General features: G+C 69.8%; 13 protein-coding genes. 11 read left to right on the forward strand and 2 right to left on the reverse strand.

Annotated features, from left to right (window positions below; genetic code table 11):
* Nucleotides 1-156 precede the first annotated feature (156 nt).
* Entirely contained in the window at nucleotides 157-1,893 is a 1,737-nt protein-coding gene (locus OG207_RS04475) for an amidase (RefSeq protein WP_329096095.1), read from the forward strand.
* Nucleotides 1,894-2,037: 144 nt separating this feature from the next.
* Entirely contained in the window at nucleotides 2,038-2,373 is a 336-nt protein-coding gene (locus OG207_RS04480; RefSeq protein ID WP_329096097.1) for a YnfA family protein, read from the forward strand.
* A 264-nt stretch (nucleotides 2,374-2,637) separates the two neighbouring features.
* Here OG207_RS04480 and OG207_RS04485 read toward each other — a convergent pair whose 3' ends face one another.
* Entirely contained in the window at nucleotides 2,638-3,189 is a 552-nt protein-coding gene (locus OG207_RS04485; protein ID WP_329096099.1) for a carboxymuconolactone decarboxylase family protein, read from the reverse strand.
* Between the two features lie 47 nt (nucleotides 3,190-3,236).
* Between OG207_RS04485 and OG207_RS04490 the strand changes: the two genes are divergently transcribed.
* Nucleotides 3,237-4,178, forward strand: a complete 942-nt coding sequence (locus OG207_RS04490) for a pirin family protein (protein WP_329096101.1) — start codon at nucleotides 3,237-3,239, stop codon at nucleotides 4,176-4,178.
* A 22-nt stretch (nucleotides 4,179-4,200) separates the two neighbouring features.
* A complete protein-coding gene (locus OG207_RS04495) occupies nucleotides 4,201-4,548 on the forward strand; it encodes a GNAT family N-acetyltransferase (RefSeq protein WP_329096103.1) in 348 nt (115 codons plus the stop codon).
* 189 nt (nucleotides 4,549-4,737) lie between these two features.
* On the opposite strand, the gene OG207_RS04500 is transcribed toward OG207_RS04495, so the two are convergent.
* Entirely contained in the window at nucleotides 4,738-5,793 is a 1,056-nt protein-coding gene (locus OG207_RS04500) for a magnesium and cobalt transport protein CorA (RefSeq protein ID WP_329096105.1), read from the reverse strand.
* Nucleotides 5,794-6,318: 525 nt separating this feature from the next.
* On the opposite strand from OG207_RS04500, the gene ccrA reads away from it, so the two are divergent.
* The 7 genes from ccrA to OG207_RS04535 are packed head-to-tail and all read left to right on the forward strand — an operon-like array spanning nucleotide 6,319 to nucleotide 19,933.
* A complete protein-coding gene (gene ccrA / locus OG207_RS04505) occupies nucleotides 6,319-7,650 on the forward strand; it encodes a crotonyl-CoA carboxylase/reductase (RefSeq protein WP_329096106.1) in 1,332 nt (443 codons plus the stop codon).
* Nucleotides 7,651-7,652: 2 nt separating this feature from the next.
* The gene (locus OG207_RS04510; protein WP_329096108.1) at nucleotides 7,653-15,122 is read left to right on the forward strand and encodes an SDR family NAD(P)-dependent oxidoreductase; all 7,470 of its coding nucleotides are present in this window, start codon (nucleotides 7,653-7,655) and stop codon (nucleotides 15,120-15,122) included.
* On the forward strand, nucleotides 15,106-15,885 hold the full coding sequence (locus tag OG207_RS04515; protein WP_329096110.1) for a class I SAM-dependent methyltransferase: 780 nt from the start codon (nucleotides 15,106-15,108) through the stop codon (nucleotides 15,883-15,885). Before OG207_RS04510 ends, OG207_RS04515 begins: the two co-directional genes overlap by 17 nt.
* Complete coding sequence (locus OG207_RS04520) at nucleotides 15,882-16,757, forward strand: TauD/TfdA dioxygenase family protein (protein WP_329096112.1); 876 nt, start codon at nucleotides 15,882-15,884, stop codon at nucleotides 16,755-16,757. Before OG207_RS04515 ends, OG207_RS04520 begins: the two co-directional genes overlap by 4 nt.
* Nucleotides 16,747-17,538 (forward strand): phytanoyl-CoA dioxygenase family protein, encoded by a 792-nt coding sequence (locus tag OG207_RS04525; protein ID WP_329096114.1) that lies wholly within the window; start codon nucleotides 16,747-16,749, stop codon nucleotides 17,536-17,538. Before OG207_RS04520 ends, OG207_RS04525 begins: the two co-directional genes overlap by 11 nt.
* Nucleotides 17,535-18,764 (forward strand): cytochrome P450 family protein, encoded by a 1,230-nt coding sequence (locus tag OG207_RS04530; protein WP_329096116.1) that lies wholly within the window; start codon nucleotides 17,535-17,537, stop codon nucleotides 18,762-18,764. The genes OG207_RS04525 and OG207_RS04530 overlap by 4 nt, the downstream gene beginning before the upstream one ends.
* A complete protein-coding gene (locus OG207_RS04535; protein WP_329096117.1) occupies nucleotides 18,761-19,933 on the forward strand; it encodes a serine hydrolase domain-containing protein in 1,173 nt (390 codons plus the stop codon). The genes OG207_RS04530 and OG207_RS04535 overlap by 4 nt, the downstream gene beginning before the upstream one ends.
* The last annotated feature ends 69 nt before the right edge of the window (nucleotides 19,934-20,002 follow it).

Raw genomic sequence — 20,002 nt, forward strand, 5'->3', positions numbered from 1 at the left:
GAAATCCAGGTCCCAAGTCTAGGTTCCAAAAATCTAGACCTTTAGTCTAGACTGAAAATCTAGTCAGAGCGATGGGGTGTGTGACGGCCGGCTGTGCGCGGTCGCCCCGACGGCCAGCGGCCCGCCTGTCCTACTCACCACCCAGGAGACACCCACATGACGCGCGGATTCGATGTCGTGGAGACCTGTATCGCCGACCTGCGCACCGCGCTGGAGCGGGGCGAGACGACCGCGGTCGGCCTGCTCGACGCCTACCTCGCGCGGATCGACGCGTACGACCGGCCCGGTACGGCCACCGCTCTGAACGCCGTGGTCGTGATGAACCCGGACGCCCGCGCGGAAGCCGAGGCCTCCGACGCACGCCGCGCGCGCGGCGAGACGCTCGGCCCGCTGGACGGCATCCCGTACACCGCGAAGGACAGCTACCTCGCGAAGGGGCTGACGGCCGCGTCCGGCTCCCCCGCCTTCGAGCACCTCGTCGCCCAGCGCGACGCCTTCGCGATCGAACGGCTGCGCGCGGGCGGGGCCGTCCTCATCGGCCTGACCAACATGCCGCCGATGGCGAACGGCGGCATGCAGCGCGGCGTGTACGGCCGCGCGGAGAGCCCGTACAGCGCCGACTGGCTCACGAGCGCCTACGGATCCGGCTCCTCCAACGGCTCCGGCACGGCGACGGCTGCGTCGTTCGGCGCGTTCGGCCTCGGCGAGGAGACCTGGTCCTCCGGCCGGGCCCCCGCGTCGAACAACGCGCTGTGCGCCTACACGCCCAGCCGCGGCGTGATCTCGGTCCGGGGGAACTGGCCGCTCGTACCGACCATGGACGTCGTGGTCCCGCACACCCGCACCATGGCCGACCTGCTGGAACTGCTCGACGTGATCGTCGCCGACGACCTGCACACGCGCGGGGACCTGTGGCGCGCCCAGCCGTGGGTGGAACTGCCCCCGGCGTCGCAGGTGCGCCCCGTCTCCTACCCGGCGCTCGCACCCGCAGACGCAGGGGGCGCGCACGACGCGCTCGCCGGCAAGCGCGTCGGCGTACCCAGGATGTACATCAACGCCGACACCGGCGCCGGGACGAACCCCGACGGAGGCATCGGCGGCCAGACCGGGCAGCGCATCGACACGCGAGCCTCGGTGATCACCCTGTGGGAAGCCGCGCGCCGCGACCTGGAGGCCGCCGGCGCCGAGGTCGTCGAGGTCGACTTCCCCGTCGTGTCGCACTACGAGTCCGACCGCCCCGGTGCGCCCTCGCTGCTCACCCGCGGGCTGGTCAGCCGCGAGTACCTCACATTCGAGATCGAGGACCTGTCCGCCTGGGCCTGGGACGACTTCCTGCGCGCCAACGGCGACCCGAAGCTCTCCACCCTGGCCGAGGTCGACGGCACCCGCATCTGGCCCAAGCAGGAAGGCGAACTGCCCGACCGCTACGAAGGCTTCGACGACACGATCGGCGACTACCCGCGCTTCGTGCGCGAGCGCCCGTACGCGTCCCTCACCGACATGCCGCACCTGGAGCAAGGGCTGCGCGGACTCGAGGAGACGCGCCGGGTGGACCTGGAGCTGTGGATGGACGGGCTCGGCCTGGACGCGGTGGTGTTCCCCGCGGTCGCCGACGTCGCGCCCGCCGACATGGACGTCAGCGAGGCGTCCGCCGACCTGGGCTGGCGCAACGGCGTCTGGGTCGCGAACGGCAATCTGGTCCCCCGCCACCTCGGCATCCCGACCGTGACCGTGCCGATGGGCGCCATGGCGGACACCGGCATGCCCGTCGGGCTGACCTTCGCGGGCCGTGCCTACGACGACAACGCCCTGCTGACCCTCGCCGCGGCCTTCGAGAAGACCGGCAGCCGGCGCACGGTACCGCCGCGTACACCGCGCCTGTCGGCACGGTGACCTGACGGCGCCCCCGGGCCCGGGGAACCGCCCTCGGTCGAGCGGGTTGCGCTCCTGGGCACGGGCGGTGGCCGATGGTGTTGAGGTCGGGGCCGCCGACCCGGTGCCGGGCACGGGCGCGGGCCGCGGGTAGGGTCAGCTGATGTGACCGTCGCGCGTTCCGTTGCCCTGTTCGTCGTAGCCGCCCTGTTCGAGATCGGTGGCGCCTGGCTGATCTGGCAGGGCATCCGCGAGCACAAGGGCTGGATCTGGATCGGGGCCGGCGTCATCGCCCTGGGCCTGTACGGGGTGGTGGCCACCTTCCAGTCCGACGACGACTTCGGCCGGATCCTCGCCGCGTACGGCGGGATCTTCGTCGCCGGTTCGATCGCGTGGGGCATGGTCGCCGACGGCTACCGCCCCGACCGCTACGACGTCATCGGCGCCCTGGTCTGCCTCGCCGGCATGGCCGTGATCATGTACGCCCCCCGCTCGCACTGACCTTCCGGCTCCTGAGGACCGCTCGGCCCTCCGCCGGTACCGCCGCCGGGCGGGGTACGGGTCTGCTGCGCCGGCGAACCGGCGTCGGTAGCGGAGCTGGAGCAGGGCCAAGGGGCGCACGGTTGCACGACAGGTGGTGCGTCGAACCGTGCAGTCGTGGGACCCGGCCGCGCACACGAGGCCGGCGTGGCGCGCAGACCCGTGGTGGTGGTCCTGTGGTGGCTCTCGGTCCCGGCGGCCCGATGAGCGGCGGAGCCGCAGGGTTCAGCGGGCGGGTGTCTCCCGTACCGGGTGTTTGCTCAGGATCGAGACGCGGTTGAAGGCGTTGATGGTGATGGCCGCCCACACCACGGCGGAGATCTCGTCGTCGTCCAGCACCTCCCGCGCCTGCGCGTACGCCCCCTCCTGGGCGAGGGCGTCGGCAGGGTGGGTGACGGCCTCGGCCAGCGCGAGGGACGCGCGCTCGCGGGCGGTGAAGAGCTCGGTGTCCCGCCAGGCGGCGAGCACGCCGAGGCGACGGGTCGTCTCTCCGGCGCGCAGCGCGGCCCGGGTGTGGACGTCGAGGCAGAAGGCGCATCCGTTGAGCTGGGAAACGCGGAGGTTGACCAGCTCGACCAGGATCCGCTCCAGGCCGGCCTCGGCAGCCGTCGCACGGACGGCGTCGGCCGTCTTGACCAGCGCCTGGTACGCGGCGGGGCTCTGCTTGTCGAGGTAGATCCGGCCGTCGTTCCGGGCAACTGTCGCGGCCCGTACCGTCTCGCTCACCCTGTGCTCCTTCAGCTGCTTGTCGTGGATCATCATCGGTATTATGATCATCGAAGATTGTTGAAAGCGAAACTACTTTACGGGAGAAGGGCCGGGAGATGGATCACACGGAGGTCGAGGTCGAGGCTGCGGTCGAGGTCCTCACCGCCCGGGACGTCCCGCTGGGCGGGCCGCGGGCGATGACCGTACGGCGCACCCTGCCGCAACGGTCCCGGACCCTCATCGGGGCCTGGTGCTTCGCCGACCACTACGGCCCCGACCGGGTCGCCGACTCCGGGGGCATGGACGTCGCCCCGCACCCGCACACCGGACTCCAGACCGTCAGCTGGCTGTTCAGCGGGGAGATCGAGCACCGCGACAGCCTGGGCACGCACGCCTTCGTACGCCCGGGCGAGATCAACCTCATGACCGGGGGACACGGCATCAGCCACACGGAGGTCTCCACCCCCGGCACCACCGTCCTCCACGGCGTCCAACTGTGGGTGGCCCTCCCCGGCGAGCACCGCCACGCACCGCGCGAGTTCCAGCACCACGCACCCGAGCCGCTCCGCGTCGCCGGCGCGGAACTGCGGGTCTTCCTGGGCACCCTCGCCGGCGACACCTCCCCCGTACGCACCTACACCCCGCTCCTCGGCGCCGAGGTCCTGATCGACGCCGGCGCCACCGTCACCCTCGACGTCGACGCCGGCTTCGAACACGGACTCCTCGTCGACGAGGGAGACGTCCGCCTCGAGGGAACTCCCCTGCTCCCGGCCGAACTCGGCTACGCCGCTCCCGGCCGCACCACCCTCACCCTCACCAACGGCTCCGACCGCCCGGCCCGGACGGTCCTCCTGGGCGGCCCGCCCTTCGAGGAGGAGGTCGTGATGTGGTGGAACTTCATCGGCCGCAGCCACCAGGACATCGTCGATGCACGAAACGAATGGGAGCGCGCCTCCGACCGCTTCGGCACCGTCGACGGCTACCCCGGTGAGCGACTGCCCGCCCCCGCCCTACCCAACGCCGTCATCGCACCCCGCAAGAACCCCTCCCGCCGCTGAACCCCGTACCGAAAGGCCCACCATGAGCGACCAGACCGCCACCCCCGCCCCCTCCGTCCGCCGCGTCGACACCCGCCACCGCTACGAGATCCTCGTGGCCGACGACCGCGCAGGCCTGACGGCCTACCGCGACCGCGACGACCAGCGGGTCTTCTTCCACACCGAGATCGACGACGCCTACGCCGGCCAGGGACTCGCCGCGATCCTCGTCGAGCAGGCCCTGACCGACGTCCGCGCCTCCGGGAAGCGGATCGTGCCCGTCTGCCCCTACGTCGCCAAGTTCCTCACCAAGCACCAGGAGTTCGCGGACATCACCGACCCGGTCACCCCCGAGGTCCTCGCCTGGCTCGACGCCCAACTGGGGCGCTGAGTCCTCGGCGGAAAGCGGGTGGTGCTGGGCACGACGGGTTCGTACCGGGTCGTCGGTCCGGTGAGGCTGGGCATCGCGCAGGAGCGGTACCGCTGCGAGCCGGGGTCCAAGCCGTCGGCGGTGGGCCCGTCGACGACCCCGGCCGGGGCGTGGCGCAGTCCGTGATGAGGCCGACCGGCGCCGCCGCCTTCACTTCGCCGAGGTTGCCGGGGCGTGCCGTCCGGCTTGGCTCACCTCGGGGATCGGCGGCGTCGGCCGGCTTCGCCGACGGCGCAGCCAGACGTACAGCATCAGGCACGGCAACAGCACCCCGAGAACGGTGAGGACGAGGAACGCCGCGAAGCTGCTGATGTGGGTGACCAACCACGCGAAGTTCTGCCCGAAGAACCCGACCACGAATGACAGGGGGAGGAACACGCTCGCGAGGATCGTGAGCCGTTCCATCGTGGCGCTCTGCCGAAGGTTGATCTTGTTCTGCTCCACGGAGATCACCGCGATGTTCGCTTCCAGGACGGTGGTCAGGAGATCGCGTTGGGCGGCGACCTCCTCGTTGACCAGCAGCAGGTGGTCGTGCACGTCACGCATGTACGGCTGGAGCGGGAGCGGCGTCCTGCCGGGCTGGAGCCGCCGGGTCAGCACGGCGAGGAGCGGGTGCACGGCCCGGTAGAAGTCGGTGGCCTCACGGCGCAGGGAATAGATCCGTTCGGTCGGGGCGACGGCCCCGGAGAACACCGTGGCCTCGATCTGCTCGATGTCGCGCTCCAGTTCGCCGACGACCGGCGCGTAACTGTCGACGACCTGGTCGAGGATCGCCCACAGCGTGGCGGCACTGCCGGTCTTGAGCAGTTCGGGGCGACTTTCGAGCCGGCTCCGCGCTTCGTGCAGCTCGCTGGCGATGCCCTGGCGGACGGTGATCACGAAGTGGTCGGCGAGGAAGACACTGATCTCGCCGGTGTCGATCTCCTCGCGCTCGTCGTCGTAGCGGGCCGTGCGCAGGATGATCAGTTCGGTACCGTCCTCGTACTGCTCGGCCTTCGGCCGCAGGTGGAAGGCGGCGGCGTCCTCGACGGCGAGCTCGTGCAGTCCGAAGATCTCGCGGACGCGGTCCAGTTCCTCGGGGCCCGGTTCGAAAACGCCCAGCCAGACGAATCCGCCTTGCCGGCAGCGCGCGGCCGCCCGCTCCAGGGGCATGGCGCCCTCATGCTGTCGATGCCCGTCGCGGTAGTGTGCGCAGTCGACGATCATGGCCTTCCTCCTCGCGGCCGACCGATGTGCGCCGCCCCGTGCCCACCGGGGGCACAGCGCGCCGTACAGGCCCCACAGCAATAGATGCTCCTCCAACTCGGCAGAGATGTCCTCACAGCCGGAGCCGGTGGCTCCCCACCTGGGTCGAGCCTGCTGTTCACGGGGTACGCGCGTGACGGCGCGTGACACTGCGCGACACCATGTGTCACGGCGCCGAAGGCGCGGTGACCGGAACGGTTACCGGGGCGACTACCGGGGCGGTCACCGATCCCGTCCTACAGGCCCCCGAAACCGTCGCCAGAACCGCCTGAAACCTAGAGGCACCAGAGGCGATATTGAATTCGTTTGGCAGGTGGGGCTGGTGTCCTACAAGTGTCAGATGTGAAGCAGGCCGGAGGCTGGAATTGACGGTTGACCGTCCGATGCCACGAGGGCACACTCGCCGGGTATTCGGCAGAAGTGCCACTCGATCAGGTCGGACGAATATTCGCTCACAGAACAGGAGGAGCGGCATTGGCTCCCGCCATGACACAGGCCGTGCTCTCGGGTTTATCGGGCAAGGAACTCGCACGATGTGCGGCGCCGACCTCCACTCTCGGTCTCGTGATCAGACGATCCGATGAGTCACTTTTCGAAGGTGCGGACGATTCGGACATCGATGTCCGTAAAACCCTGCACGTCGAGGAGGTGCCGCTTCCCGAGCTCGCGCCCGACGAGGCGTTGATAGCCGTCATGGCGTCCGCCGTGAACTACAACACCGTCTGGTCGGCCACTTTCCGCCCCGTATCCACCTTCCGCCTCATCGACAGGTCGGCAAGGGAAGACCAAGGCCTGACCAGGCATGTGATGGACCGCCATGTTCTGGGTTCGGATGCGGCCGGAGTCATCGTCAGGGTCGGCGCTTCCGTACGCCATTGGCGCGTGGGCGACCACGTGGTGGTGAGCACGCTCCATGCGGATGAACAGGACCCTGCCACCCAATGGGACGGAATGCTTTCCGCCTCCCAGCGCGCGTGGGGCTACGAGACGAACTTCGGGGGTCTCGCCCACTACTCGATCGTGAAGTCCACCCAGCTCCTTCCCAAACCCGCTCATCTCACATGGGAGGAAGCGGCCTGCAACACCCTGTGCCTGATGACGGCGTACCGGATGCTGATCAGCGACCGGGGCGCGCGAGTGAAGCTTGGTGACCTCGTGCTCATCTGGGGCGCCACCGGGGGGCTCGGTGTCTACGCGACCCAACTGGCCAAGGCGGCCGGCTGCCAGGTGATCGGCGTCGTCTCCGATGCGCGGAAGGCGCGTGTCGCCCGGGCCCTCGGATGCGATCTCGTCATCGACCGCCATGATGTGCCCGGTCCCGACGGTCTCGCTTCGCTTGCGGGGCGACGGTGGCTGGGCAGCCGCATCCGAGATCGTTTCGGTGAAGATCCCCACTGCGTGTTCGAGCACGTGGGCCGGCCGACTTTCGGTGCTTCCGTCTTCCTCGCCCGGCGCGGTGGCACGATCGTCACCTGCGGCTCCAGCGGGGGGTACGCACACGACTACGACAACCGCCACCTCTGGACCAACCTGAAGCGGATCGTCGGCAGCCACGGCGCCAACTATCAGGAGGCGACCGAGGCCAACAGGCTGGTCAGCCTGGGCAGGGTCATGCCGGGCCTGTCCGAGGTGCACCCGCTGCTGAAGGCCGCGGAAGGCGTCCACCGGGTACACCGGAACCTCCATCTGGGCAAGGTGGGCGTCCTGTGCCTCGCCCCGAGCGCAGGATTGGGTGTCACCGATCCGGAGTTCCGGGCAGGCATTCCAGCGGAGCGACTGCGGTTGCTGCGCAGCGACGCGGAAGCGGCGGGTTCCTAATCATGTCGTTTCTCGACCTGATCCTGACGGCCATCGACAGGCAAGCGGACGAAACGGCCGTTACCGATGTCGATGGCGCCATCAGCTATCGCCGACTCGGTGAGCTGAGCGCAGAACTGGCCGCGGACCTGGCGAAGGTCAGCAGATCCTTCGAACCAGTTGTCATAGACATGCCACGTTCGGTCGGACTGGTCGTCGCCGCCGTTGCCGTGTGGCGATCGGGGCGGGGATGCGTCCCCTTCGACCGATCACAACCCGAGCGACGGGCAGAAACGATTCTGGCGGACGCCGGTGCGCGCTACGTGATCCGGCAGGTGCAGCCCCCCGGTGGCATCCCCAGGTTCGTGTGCGAGCCACTTCCCGTGACCTTGCGCCATCAGCTGTCCGGTGATCGCGCACACGAGTTGGCGTACGTGCTCCACACCTCCGGGTCGACCGGCGAACCCAAGGGGGTGGAGATGGGGCGCGGGCCCCTGACCGGACTGCTCGACTGGCACCTCTCCGCGGAGGACCGCACCGGCGATGCCCGCACGGCGCAGTCAGCAGCCGTGACGTTCGACGTCGCCTGGCAGGAGATCATCACCAGCCTGGCCTTCGGCGGCACGCTGCACATCGTCCCCGACGAGATACGGCGTGACCCCGTCCGTTTGTTGGACTACGTTGCCGGGGCCGGCATCACCCGGCTCTTCCTTCCGACCGCTTTCCTCCAGACAGTGGCCGACTCCGGGCGACGCCGTCCTGCGTCCCCCACCATCGAGCAGGTCTTCGTCGCGGGCTCACAGCTTCGCGTCACCCCCGAGATCCGCGCATGGTTCACCCGACTGGGCGGGGCTCGCCTGCACAACCAGTACGGGCCGACGGAGACCCACGTCGTCACCAGTCACCTGCTCGACAGCGACGCGTCCCGGTGGCCCGACCTGCCGCCGATCGGACGACCTCTGCCGCACGTTGCCACGCGTCTGGTCGACGCCTCGGGCACCGACGTTTCGGATGGCGAAGAGGGCGAGCTCCTGCTCGGTGGAAACTGCCTTGCACGCGGATACAGGCAGCGGCCCCGCCTGACCGCCGAGCGCTTCACCGAGCACGGTGGCCGGCGGTGGTACCGCACGGGAGATCGGGCCGTTCTACGCGACGGCCTCTTCCGGTTCACCGGCCGCACCGACCGCCAGGTGAAGATCGACGGGCACCGTGTGGAGCCGGACGAGGTCGAGGCCCTCCTCGTACAGCACCCGGACGTCCAGGACGCCCACGTCACCGCCCTGCCCACTCCCAGTGGCCGACTCCGGCTCGTCGCCCACGTCCGTCCCCGGCCGGCGACGGACGGCCCCCGCCCTGCACGCGTGACGAACGACGAACGCGTACCGGGCGTACGCACACCCGGCGTACGCGTGGTCGAGCCACCGTGGCGGGAGTACCTCGCCGCACGCCTGCCAGCTCCTTCGGTGCCCTCCGTCTGGTTCCGCGTCGAAGCGATTCCCCTGAACGCCCACGGCAAGGTGGACGCGGCGCGCCTGCCCGAGGTGACGCCCGATCGGCCGCCCCTGCAGGTGGCGTACTCGGCGCCGCGGACGCCCTCCGAACGGCTGATCACCCGGATCTGGGAGGAGCAGCTCGAACTCACCGGCATCGGCAGCACGGACAACTTCTTCGACCTCGGCGGAACCTCACTGCTCGCCGCTGCGGCGGCCGGCAAGATATCGGCCTCCTCGGGAGTGGAAGTCACCGTCCTCGAGGCCTACGCACACCCGACCGTACGCGCCCTGGCCGGTCACCTGGACTCCCGCTGCCGGCCGCGCGACCGCGTCGAACCTCCGCGGCGGGCGAGTGGTGGCGCGTCCGAGCCGGTGGCCGTGGTGGGCCTCGCCTGCCGGTTCCCGGGTGCCCGTACGATCGCGGAACTGTGGTCCAACCTCCTGTCCGGACAGGAGAGCATCACCCGCCTCGACACCCGGCCGCAGGCGTCCGGCCGGTTGCGGGCGGGCGGAGTCCTGCACGACATCGAGGACTTCGACGCCGGGTACTTCGGGATCCCCCCGCAGCAGGCGTCCCTGTTGGACCCGCAGCAGCGGCTCTTCCTGGAATGCTGCGAGGAGGCCCTGGAGGACGCCGCGTGCGTCCCCGGCCCCGACCTCTCGGTGGGCGTGTACGCCGGCTCGGGTCCCAGTACCTACCTGCTCAACAACCTGCTTCCCCAGTTGGGCGTGCGCTCGTTGACGTCGTCCGTCGATGACTTCAACGTCCTGCTGGCCAACGACAAGGAGTTCCTGGCGGGTCGTGCCGCGTACGCGCTCGACCTGCGCGGGCCGAGCGTGAACGTGAACGCGGCCTGCGCCACCGCGCTCTACGCGCTGCACACCGCCGTCCAGGCGCTGCGTTCCGGCACCTGCGACGTCGCGCTGGCCGGCGCGGCGTCGGTCGCCGTGCCTCAGCTGTCCGGATACCTCTACGGCGAGTCCATGCCGTTCTCGCCCGACGGACGCTGCCGCCCGTTCGACCAACGCAGCGCCGGAACGGTCTTCGGTAACGGTGTGAGCGTCGTGGCGCTCAAACCGCTGAAGGCAGCACTCGCGGCCGGCGACGACATCTACGCCGTGATCCGGGGCACCGGGATATCCAACGACGGTGCGGAGAAGGCAGGCATGACCGCACCGAGTGTCGCCGGACAGGAACGCGCCATCCGGATGGCTCTGGAGGCGGCCGCGGTCCCGCCCGCCTCCATTCAATACGTCGAGGCTCACGGCACGGCGACCCCCGTCGGCGACGCGATGGAGGTCGAGGCGCTGCGCCGGGCCTACGGCGCGCTGCCCACCGACTCCTGCTGGATCGGATCCATCAAGGGGAACGTCGGCCATCTCGGTTGGGCGTCCGGCATGGCCGGTTTCCTCAAGACGGTGCTCGTGCTCAGGCACGGGAAGATCCCGCCCACCGTGCACTTCCGTCGGGCCAACCGGGAACTGCGCCTCGATGGCGGACCCTTCCGCGTCGCCGGTCGGCTCCACCCCCTACCGACGGGTGCGGAGCCGGCCAGGTCGGCGGTGAGCGCCTTCGGCATCGGCGGGTTCAACGCGCACGTGATCCTCGAGGAGGCGCCCCGACGGGCGCCCGCCCGGCCCGAGCCGCGTCACTGGTACGTGCTTCCGTTCAGCTCCCGGACGGCCGATGGCATGGAGCGCGTCCTGAACGCCCACCAGGACCCCTCCCTCGGCGCGGTTCCCCTTCCCGATCTCGCAAGGACCCTGGGCACGGGCCGACGCCACCACGCCCGTCGCACTGCCGTCGTCGCAGCCGCCGCGGACTCGGTGGCCCGCGAGATCGGCCGCAAGAGCGGTCCTCCCGTGCCGCGCCCGGGTTCGGGCGCTGTTGTCGGCCTGTTCGGCGGACACGGGACGGAGCGGAGGGGGACGGGGCGGCAGCTCTACGAGTCCGAACCCGTCTTCCGCAGCGCGCTCGACGAGTTCGACGGTGTGGTCGACGCCGAAATCGGTCAGACCTTGGGCCGTCTCCTGTACGACCCCGAGCGACAGGACACCGCGATCCACGACGTGGTCGAGGTGCACGCGGTCACGTTCGGCGTTCAGCTGGCCCTGTTCCGGCTGATGGAGTCCAAGGGCGTCCGGTTCGACATCCTTCTGGGACACAGTCTGGGCCACTACGTGGCGGCCTGCGCCGCCGGCGTGTTCTCGGCCGAGGAGGGGATGTACGTCGCCATCGAGCGCGGCCGGGCCATCGAAAGCACCGATCCGTCGGGCACGATGGCAGCGGTCATGGGCGACGTCGAGACGGTACGGCGGCTGATCGCGAAATCCGGCCTCCAGGTCGACGTCGCCGCCGTCAACAGCGCGCAGAAGACCGTGGTGTCGGGCCGGAAGGCAGACCTCACACGGTTCACAGGAGTGGCTGCAGCGCACGGAACGGACGTCAGGGCCCTCGGCTCGCTCCGCGCGGGTCACTCCCGGTGGATGCGTCCGGCCGTCGACCGCTTGATGAAGGCGTTCGACCGGATAGGGCTCTGTCCTCCAGACCGTACGCTCATCGGCACCGTGCAAGGCGAGGCCGGTGTGGACGCCGACGTCACCGAACCCGCCTACTGGGCGCGTCACCTCTGCGAGACGGTGGACTTCGCGAGTGGCCTCGCCCGAACTCTGACTGAAGGAGCCGGGCCGTTTGTGGAGTTGAGCGGCTCCTCCGGACTGCTGTCGCTCGCTTGTGAGGCGCTCCCGGACCATCCGGGACCGTGGATCCCGGTCCTGCGCCGGGGCGGAGACGCGGCGCACGACCTGGCCCGGGCCCTGGCAGCGGCGTACGAGGCCGGGGTGGACCTCGACTGGGACGCCGTCAACGGCGGGGGCGGGCGACCGGCACACCTGCCCCCGTACCCCTTCGAACGACGCCGCCACTGGATCGGGGCGCCCGCCGTCCACGACGGTGGCCCCACTGGCGATTCCACGGTCCGTGAGCCGGTCTTCGAGATCCGATGGGTACCGCAAGCCGTCCGCAGTCGTTCCCTCGCCCCGGACCACCCCGGCGCCGCGCGCCCGGACGGCTCGCCGGGCACCGCCACACGGACGACGCCCCCTCCGGACGCGACCGCGCACGGACGTGATCTCGTCATGACGTTCGAGGCATCCACGCCGCAGGAGGCCGCCGACCCGATCGAAGCGTTGCGGCCCGACGTCACCCGCGTGCTGGACGTCGTCCACGAGCTGACCGCCGGAAACACGGTCGGCCGTCCTCCCAGGCTCTGGATCGTCACCCACGGCGCTCAGCACGTGTCGGCCGACGATGTGGTGTCCCCCTCGCAGCGGGCACTCTGGGGTCTCGGTCGGGTGGTCGCCCTCGAACAGCCCCAGCTGCGCACCACGCTCGTCGATCTGCCCGCGACCCCCTCCGCCAGGGACCTGCGCGCGCTGGACGCATGTCTGGCCGAGGGCGGGGCGGACCGCGAACTGGCGATTCGAGACGGCGCGGCATTGTCCGCACGTCTGACACCCGCAGCGCACCGCACACCCCGGCGGGCCCGGATTCGTTCCGACCGTACGTACCTGATCACTGGCGGGCTCACGGGCGCGGGCCTCTGGACCGCTGAGGTCTTGGCCCGTGCCGGCGCCCGCCACCTGCTGCTGATCGGCCGCAGGCCGGCTGCTGGCCCGGCAGCCGAGCGCATTGCGCACCTGGTCGCGGCCGGAGTCGCGGTCGAAACCGCCCAAGTCGACGTAGCGGACGCCGTTGCGGTGGACCGTCTCTTCGCCGCACGGCGGCTGAGCCGGCATCCCATCGGCGGCGTCGTGCACAGCGCGGGCGCCTTGGACGATCGTCTGGTGGAAAAGACGGACTGGAGCAAGGTGGCCGTCGTGCTGGACGCCAAGGTCCGCGGTTCGTGGAACCTGCACGTCTCCGCGGCGCAGCACGAGGCGCCGCTGGACTTCTTCGCGCTGTACTCGTCAGCCACCGCGGTGCACGGCAACTACGGCCAGGCCGCGTACGCCACCGCCAACGCCTTCCTCGACGGACTCGCCCTGCTCCGTTCGGCCAGGGGTCTGCCCGGCGTTTCGTTCGCATGGGGGGTGCTGGGGGAGGTGGGACGGGTCAGTGACGATGCCGGACTGAAGGACTCACTACGGCAACGCGGCCTCGGGTCGTTGACCGCCCCGGAGGCGGAGTCCGTGCTGATGAGCCGCCTGGACGCGGCGATCCCTGAAGTGCTGGTGCTTCCCAACGACTGGGACGTGTTCCTCGCTGCGCACGAGCTGCGTGACTCCACGCTCTACGCGGGCCTGGGCGCCGGCCCGACCTCACCCCCGGGCCGTGGGCCCGATCCCGATCGATCACTGGAGGCCCGGCTCAGGGAGGTTCCCGTCGCCGAGCGTCGGGACGTGCTCGTGCGAGGCATTGCCGAGCGGGTGGGACGGTACGCCGAGGTACCCCAGTCCTTCGGGCCCGACGACCCGCTCGAACTGCTCGGGCTGGACTCCCTGTCGCTCATCCAGCTCCGCAACGGCCTGCAGCGCGAGTTCACAGCACCATTGCCGCCGCGCCTGCTCGTCAGCCATCCGACGATCGCCGGCATCACGGAGTTCCTGCTCGGCACCCTGGCCGAGCCGGCTCCGGAACAGCCGTCGTCATCTCCTGAACCGCCGCTCTCCCTGGAACAGCGTCGCTGGCTGAGTCTGATCCGCGGCACCGGGTACGGACACCGGGTGGTGCCGGTGATCTTCCACGACGAGCTCGACCGGGCTGCTTTGCTGGAGGCCCTGCGCACGGTCGTGGCCCGCCACGATGTCCTGCGGCAGCACTACCCCGAGGGCAGGAGCACCGTGATCTCCTCCGTCGCTGAGGTGATGCCCTCGGAGGCCGACCTGTTCCGGGACCTCTCGGGCACTTCCGAGCGGGACCGTCGCGCAGTGGTCAGCGATGAACTGGCGAGCCTGGCTTCGGGCGTACCCGACCCGACGTTGCGCCCGTCGTGGCGGCTCCGCTGTCTCGACCTCCCGGACGGCCGGTTCGTGCTGATCGTGGCCGGCAACCACCTGGAGTTCGACGGGGCGGGACTGTCGGTGTTCGTCAATGAAGTGCGGCAGACGTACTGGGAGCTGCGCAACGGCAGGACACCTCCCGCGCTCCGCGTTCCGCTCCAGTACGGGCACTACGCCCGGACTCAAGCCGACTACCTGGCCCGTTCGTCCGATGGGGCCCGGCAGTACTTCTCCGGACTCTTCAGCGGAGTTCAGGGTCCGACATGGCTGCCCGGTACCGGCCCGGGAAGGGCGACCGCCGCCCATCCGTCGACCCGGTACACCCCCGAGGAACCGCTCGCCGACCTGGAAGAGCTGCGGGCCGCGGCACGCGCACTGGGGGCCGCTCCCTTCTCGCTCGTCCTGAGCACCTACGCGAGCTTGGCGGCGGAAGTCACCGGCCTGCCCACCGTCTGCGTGTCCGTCATCCGCAGTTCCCGCGTCGACGAGCAGCACGCGGCCACGATAGGGCCGTTCACCATGCCGTTCCCCCTACCCGTGCACGTTCGGGGGTGGGGCGCCCCTCAGCTGGCGGGACAGGTCGACGGCACGCTCGCGACGCTTTCGACACACGCGCAATACCCGGCCACCGAACTGCTCGAAACGACCCGAGCCTTTCGCGGTCTGCCGCTCGACACCTACTTCGGTGACTTCGGCGTCAACTACACCAGCTATCGGAGGGAGCACCAGGTGGACGGACCCGAGGTCGAAGTCGTGGAGGTCATCGGCAAGGTCGAAGAGCCCCTGCTGCGTGGACACGACTTCGGCACGCTGCGCCGCATACCCGGGCTCCACCTGGTGATCGCGGACGAGGGACCGCACTTGGTGGGGCACTACTGGCACCATGCACACCGGGTTCCGCGGGCGACCGTGGAACAGTGGGCACGTCGTCACCGCGCTCTGACAGCGTCGCTGCTGAGGGCCTGCACCGAGGAATCTCGTGATGCTGCCTCCCACTGACGTGTACACGAGCCGGGCCACGTCCTACGCCCGAGGACGCCCGGGCTATCCGCTCGCGTCCTTGACCCCGCTGGCCTCGGTGGCCGGTGTCGCGCCACCGGCCGTGCTGGCGGACGTGGGCGCAGGTACGGGCATCCTGACGGGAAGCCTGCTCCGCCTGAGGTACCGGGTGCGTGCGATCGAGCCCAACCCCGCGATGCGGACGGTGCTCCTCCGAACATTCGGAAACGATGCCGCCTGTCTTCCGCTCGCGGGAAGTGCCGAAGCCACCGGCCTGCCGGCCCGTTCCGTGGACGCGATCACCATGGGGCAGTCCCTGCACTGGTTCGATCCTGCGCGCACTCGACGGGAGTTCGCCCGCGTCCTGCGTCCCGGTGGTGCTCTGCTCGCCCTGTGGAACGAGGTCCGGTGCCGCGAGTGTGCGTTCTGCCCGGCGCTGGACGAGTTGTTGGCCGCCCTCCTCGACACGTACGCGGAGGCGAAGGCGAAGGACCCCGACCCGGTCGCGTTGATGCGGGCGGTCGCGCCCGGCGAAGCGTCCGTGCGGGTGTACGAGGTTCGCCACGAGCAAGCGCTGACGCGGGACGGACTCTGGAACCGGGTCGACTCCACCTCCTACGCACCGGGCCGTCACGACACCCTGCGCCCGTTGCTCGAACACCGGCTGGCCGAACTCTTCCGACACCACGCGGTCGACGGCCGAGTGGTCCTGCACTACACGACCACCACCGTCCTGGCCTTTCCTGCCGGAGCGGCGGCATGAGCGTGCGAGCCCGCCCGCTGACCACACACGGCCTCGGGGCCGTCGTGACCGGTGTGGACCTCGGGCGTCCGCTGTCCGGATCGGAAAGAGGCGCCCTGCTCGAGATCCTGTACACCGCAGGAGTCGTACGGGTCCCCGCACGACATCTGACCGCCGCATCACTGGAGGCCTTCGCGCTGGCGCTCGGGGTGCCCGAAGTCGTGCGGCCGGTGGCGCACCGGCTGTCGGGCAGCAGCTACATACGCCACCAGACGTCGGTTCCCGGCCTTGGCGTGGCAGGCGGCGGCATGTACTGGCATGCCGACGGGTGCTGGCGCCCCGTGCCCACCGCCGCGACGGTCTTGGGCTGCGTCGTGGCGCCTGCGGGGGGCGGCGCGACCCGCTTCGTCGACGCGCGTGCCGTGCACCGGACCCTGCCGTCTTCGTTGAGGACCAGAAGCGCGGCCGCCACGGGCCTCTACCCGGTGCGGTCGATCCTGGCCGCCGACCACAGGGCTGCCGGCATCGACGATCCCGAACTTCTGGAGGCGTTGCGGGACGTCCGGCACCCCCTCGTCCGTCGCCACCCCGTCACCGGTGAGGAGTCCTTGATCCTCAACCAGATGATGCTGGCGGAGGTCTGCGCCGCCGAGGACGCGGAGGGCGCGGAACTGCTGGCCGAACTGTATGCGGCGGTCGAGGACACCCCCTTCGCCTACGTCCACGCGTGGACGCCCGGCGACGTGCTCCTGTGGGACAACAGGATCGTGATGCACCGTGCCGACCCGGTACCGCCGAAGGCCTCGAAGGTCACGTGGCGGATCACCTTGGACTCCATCGAACCGGGCGCACTCGTGAGCGACGTACGGGAAGGTCTACGAGATGACGAGTGAGCAGTGGCCGACGGCCGACGAGGTGCGCAGCTTCCACCAGGACGGGTTCGTCAAGATCTCCGGTGTGTTCCCGGCAGAGCAAGCGGAACTGCTGCGCGGGGCATTGGCGGCGGAACGCACGGCGTACAACGCCGGCGACCGCGATGACGATCCTCGATACACCTTCGCCCGGACGAAGTCGGTCCAGGTGATCTCGAACCTATGGCGCATCAGGGAGGAGTTCGCCGACCTGTCGGTGCACCGGAGGCTCGGCTCCATCGCCGGTCGGCTCGGGGGAATGGACAGGATCCGGGTGTACCACGACTCGATGCTGTACAAGGACACCGCGAATCCTCCCGTGCCCTGGCATCAGGACGAGTACTTCGCCCTCCTCGACAAAGTGGTGACGGCCTGGGTGGCCCTGTCCCCCGTGAGCCGGGAAGACGGTGCGGTCGTCTATGCCCGAGGCTCCCACCAGGAGGGCATGCTCGACGTCCGCGGCATGTCCGACAGCGACGTCACGCAACACCTGCGGGCGAAGGGGCATGCGTTCCGGTGCCCGGACATGGCCGCCGGCGACGTCCTGTTCCACGCCGGTACGGTGTTCCACCGCTCGGACCGCAACGTGACGGGAGTTCCGCGCTACGCCTTCACCGCGTTCTTCTTCGAGGACGGGAAGCGTCTGCGGCCACAGCCGTTCGGTACCGAGTTGGTGGACCTCGTCTACTTCCCGGGCCGAGCGGTGGGCGACATCGCGGACTCACCGTTCAACCCGGTGGTCTTCGGACGGGGGAATCCGTGAGGCCACGCCCACGCGCCATGCCGGTGTTCGACAACATCTTCAAGTCGGACCCGTTCCCCTTCTACGACGAGCTGCGATCCACCGGGCCGCTCGCCCGGGTCCGGCTGCCCACCGGAGTGGACTGTTGGTTGCTCGTCGACCACGGACTCGTCCGTTCGTTCGCCCACGACAGAAGGCTCTCCAAGGACTCCAGGTTCGCCGGGGCGGACTGGCACGCGGCTCACCTCAATCGCAGCGGGGGCACCTCCAGGCCGTTTCTGGAGCACCTGCTGACCGTGGACGAGCCGCAGCACACGCGCTTGCGTGCGCTGGTGTCACCTGATTTCCGGCCCGCACGCATCGCCGCGCTGCGCCCGGTCGTGGAATCGGTGGTGCAGCAGGCGTTGGACCGCCTGGAACCCGGCGCCTTGATCGATTTCGTCGCCGAATTCGCCGCACCGGTGCCGCTGGGAGTCATCTGTGAGCTGTTGGGAGTTCCGCGCGCCGATCAGCGGCGTTTCCGGCACTGGGCGCGGCTCCTGGTGGCCGCGGGCGACCACGAACAGGCCCTGATCCCCGGAGCGGTGCAAGAGCTCTCCGACTACCTGCTCTCCCTGGCGGAAACGCGGCGTGCCGCCCCCGACGACTCGCTCTTCTGTCGCCTCGTCCGCGCCGTCGACGAAGGGCGCATGACGGAGCGGGAGCTGACCGCGATGGGATTCATCATCCTGGTCGCCGGTCACGAGACCACCGCCGCCCTCCTCTCCACCGGTTTGCTGGCGATGTTGGAGAGCCCTGTGGTGTGGAACCGGCTGTGCGACGAACCTGACGGTGCCCCTCGACTCGTCGAGGAGCTCATCCGCCTGTGCTCCCCCGTCGAGGTCGCGACACCGAGGTTCGCCCGTGAGGACATCGTGGTGGGACCGCACACCATCGAGAAGGGCGACAGCGTGTTCCTCGGGCTGGCTGCCGCCAACCGTGACGGTGCCTGCTTCAGCAGGCCGCACGAGCTCAGCCCCGAGCGGACCGGGAGCGGGCACCTCGCCTTCGGCCTGGGCCCCCATTTCTGTCTGGGGGCCGGCCTCGCGAGACTGGAGACCGAGGTGGCGTTCACCGCGTTCGCCCGGCGCTTTCCCGGTGTGCGGGTGGAGGCCGACCGGGGCACCCTCGAATGGTCGAGAGGCCTGCTTCTCCGCGGCCTCACGGCGCTTCCCGTACGGCTTCACAAGACCCGGGGCCAGGTATGACCGAACACGTGCACGGCACCGTCGACGCCCGGTTCGCACGCGTGCGTGAGGTCCTGGCCGAGCACCTCTCCTCCGGACTCGATCTCGGCTTCGGGTTCTGTGCTTACCACCGGGGCGAGGTGGTTGCCGACCTGTGGGGTGGACACTCCGACGCGGACCGGCGAGCGACCTGGGGCCCGGACACGTTGCTGCCCCTCGCTTCCATCACCAAGGCGGTGCTGAGCACTGCCCTGTGGCGATTGGCGGCGCTCGGGCACGTGGACGTGGATGCGCCCGTGAGCCGCTATTGGCCTGAGTTCGCGTCCCACGGGAAGTCGTGCATCACGATTGCCACCGTGCTGTCCCACCGCGCAGGCATACCGGCCTTTGCAGATCCGGTGAGCCTGAAGGACGAGCTGGAACGGTGGCGCGTGTTACGGAAGCTGGAAGGTCTGACCCCGCTGTGGACGCCCGGCGAGGCCCACGGGTACCACGCCGTCGTCTTCGGCTTCCTCATCTGTGAACTCATCCGCCGCATCACCGGCAATGCTGCGAGCGAGGCGGTTCACCGACGGGTCGCGGGCCCGCTCGCCCTCGATCTCCACATGCGGCTCGGCCCTGACGAGACCGGAAGGCTCGCCCGGATATTCCCGGCCGCATCTCCCCCACCGGCTACGGTGCCCGTCCCCCTGAAGGAGTACGCCGACGGACTCACGGACAGGGACTCCCTCCTCTACCGGGCGACCTTCGGCTCGTCCGCCATGACCCCCGACGACGTGAACAATCCGGCATACCACCGCCTCGAGCGCCCGGCTGCCTACGGCACCGCCCGTGCTGTCGCCAAGTTGTTCGCGGCCCTGTCGTCCGACATCCCCGAGGGCCGGCTGCTCACCAGAGGATGGCTGCAGAGGGCGACGGCCGAACGGTCGTCGGGGTTGGACGAGGTCTTTCGTCTGCACACGCGCTGGGCCACGGGGTTCATGTTGCCGGGAGGCCCGTTGTGGCCGGACTTCGGACGTCCCGCCTTCGGTCATATCGGAGCCACCGGGGCATTGGCGTTCGGCGACCCGGAACGGGAGTTCTCCTTCGCCTTCCTGCCGAACAAGATGAAGAGCCTCTACGAGGTTCCGGACCACCGTGCGCAGAGATTGACCCGCACCTGCTACGAAGCACTCGATCGCGTTCCATAGCCGAGGCGAGGCAGGACCGGGGGCAGGAGAGGCCGGCTCCTGACCTCTCCTGTCCCGCCTCTCCTGTCC

Origin of the sequence: Streptomyces sp. NBC_01439, from assembly GCF_036227605.1 — a bacterium.
Lineage (GTDB): Bacteria > Actinomycetota > Actinomycetes > Streptomycetales > Streptomycetaceae > Streptomyces.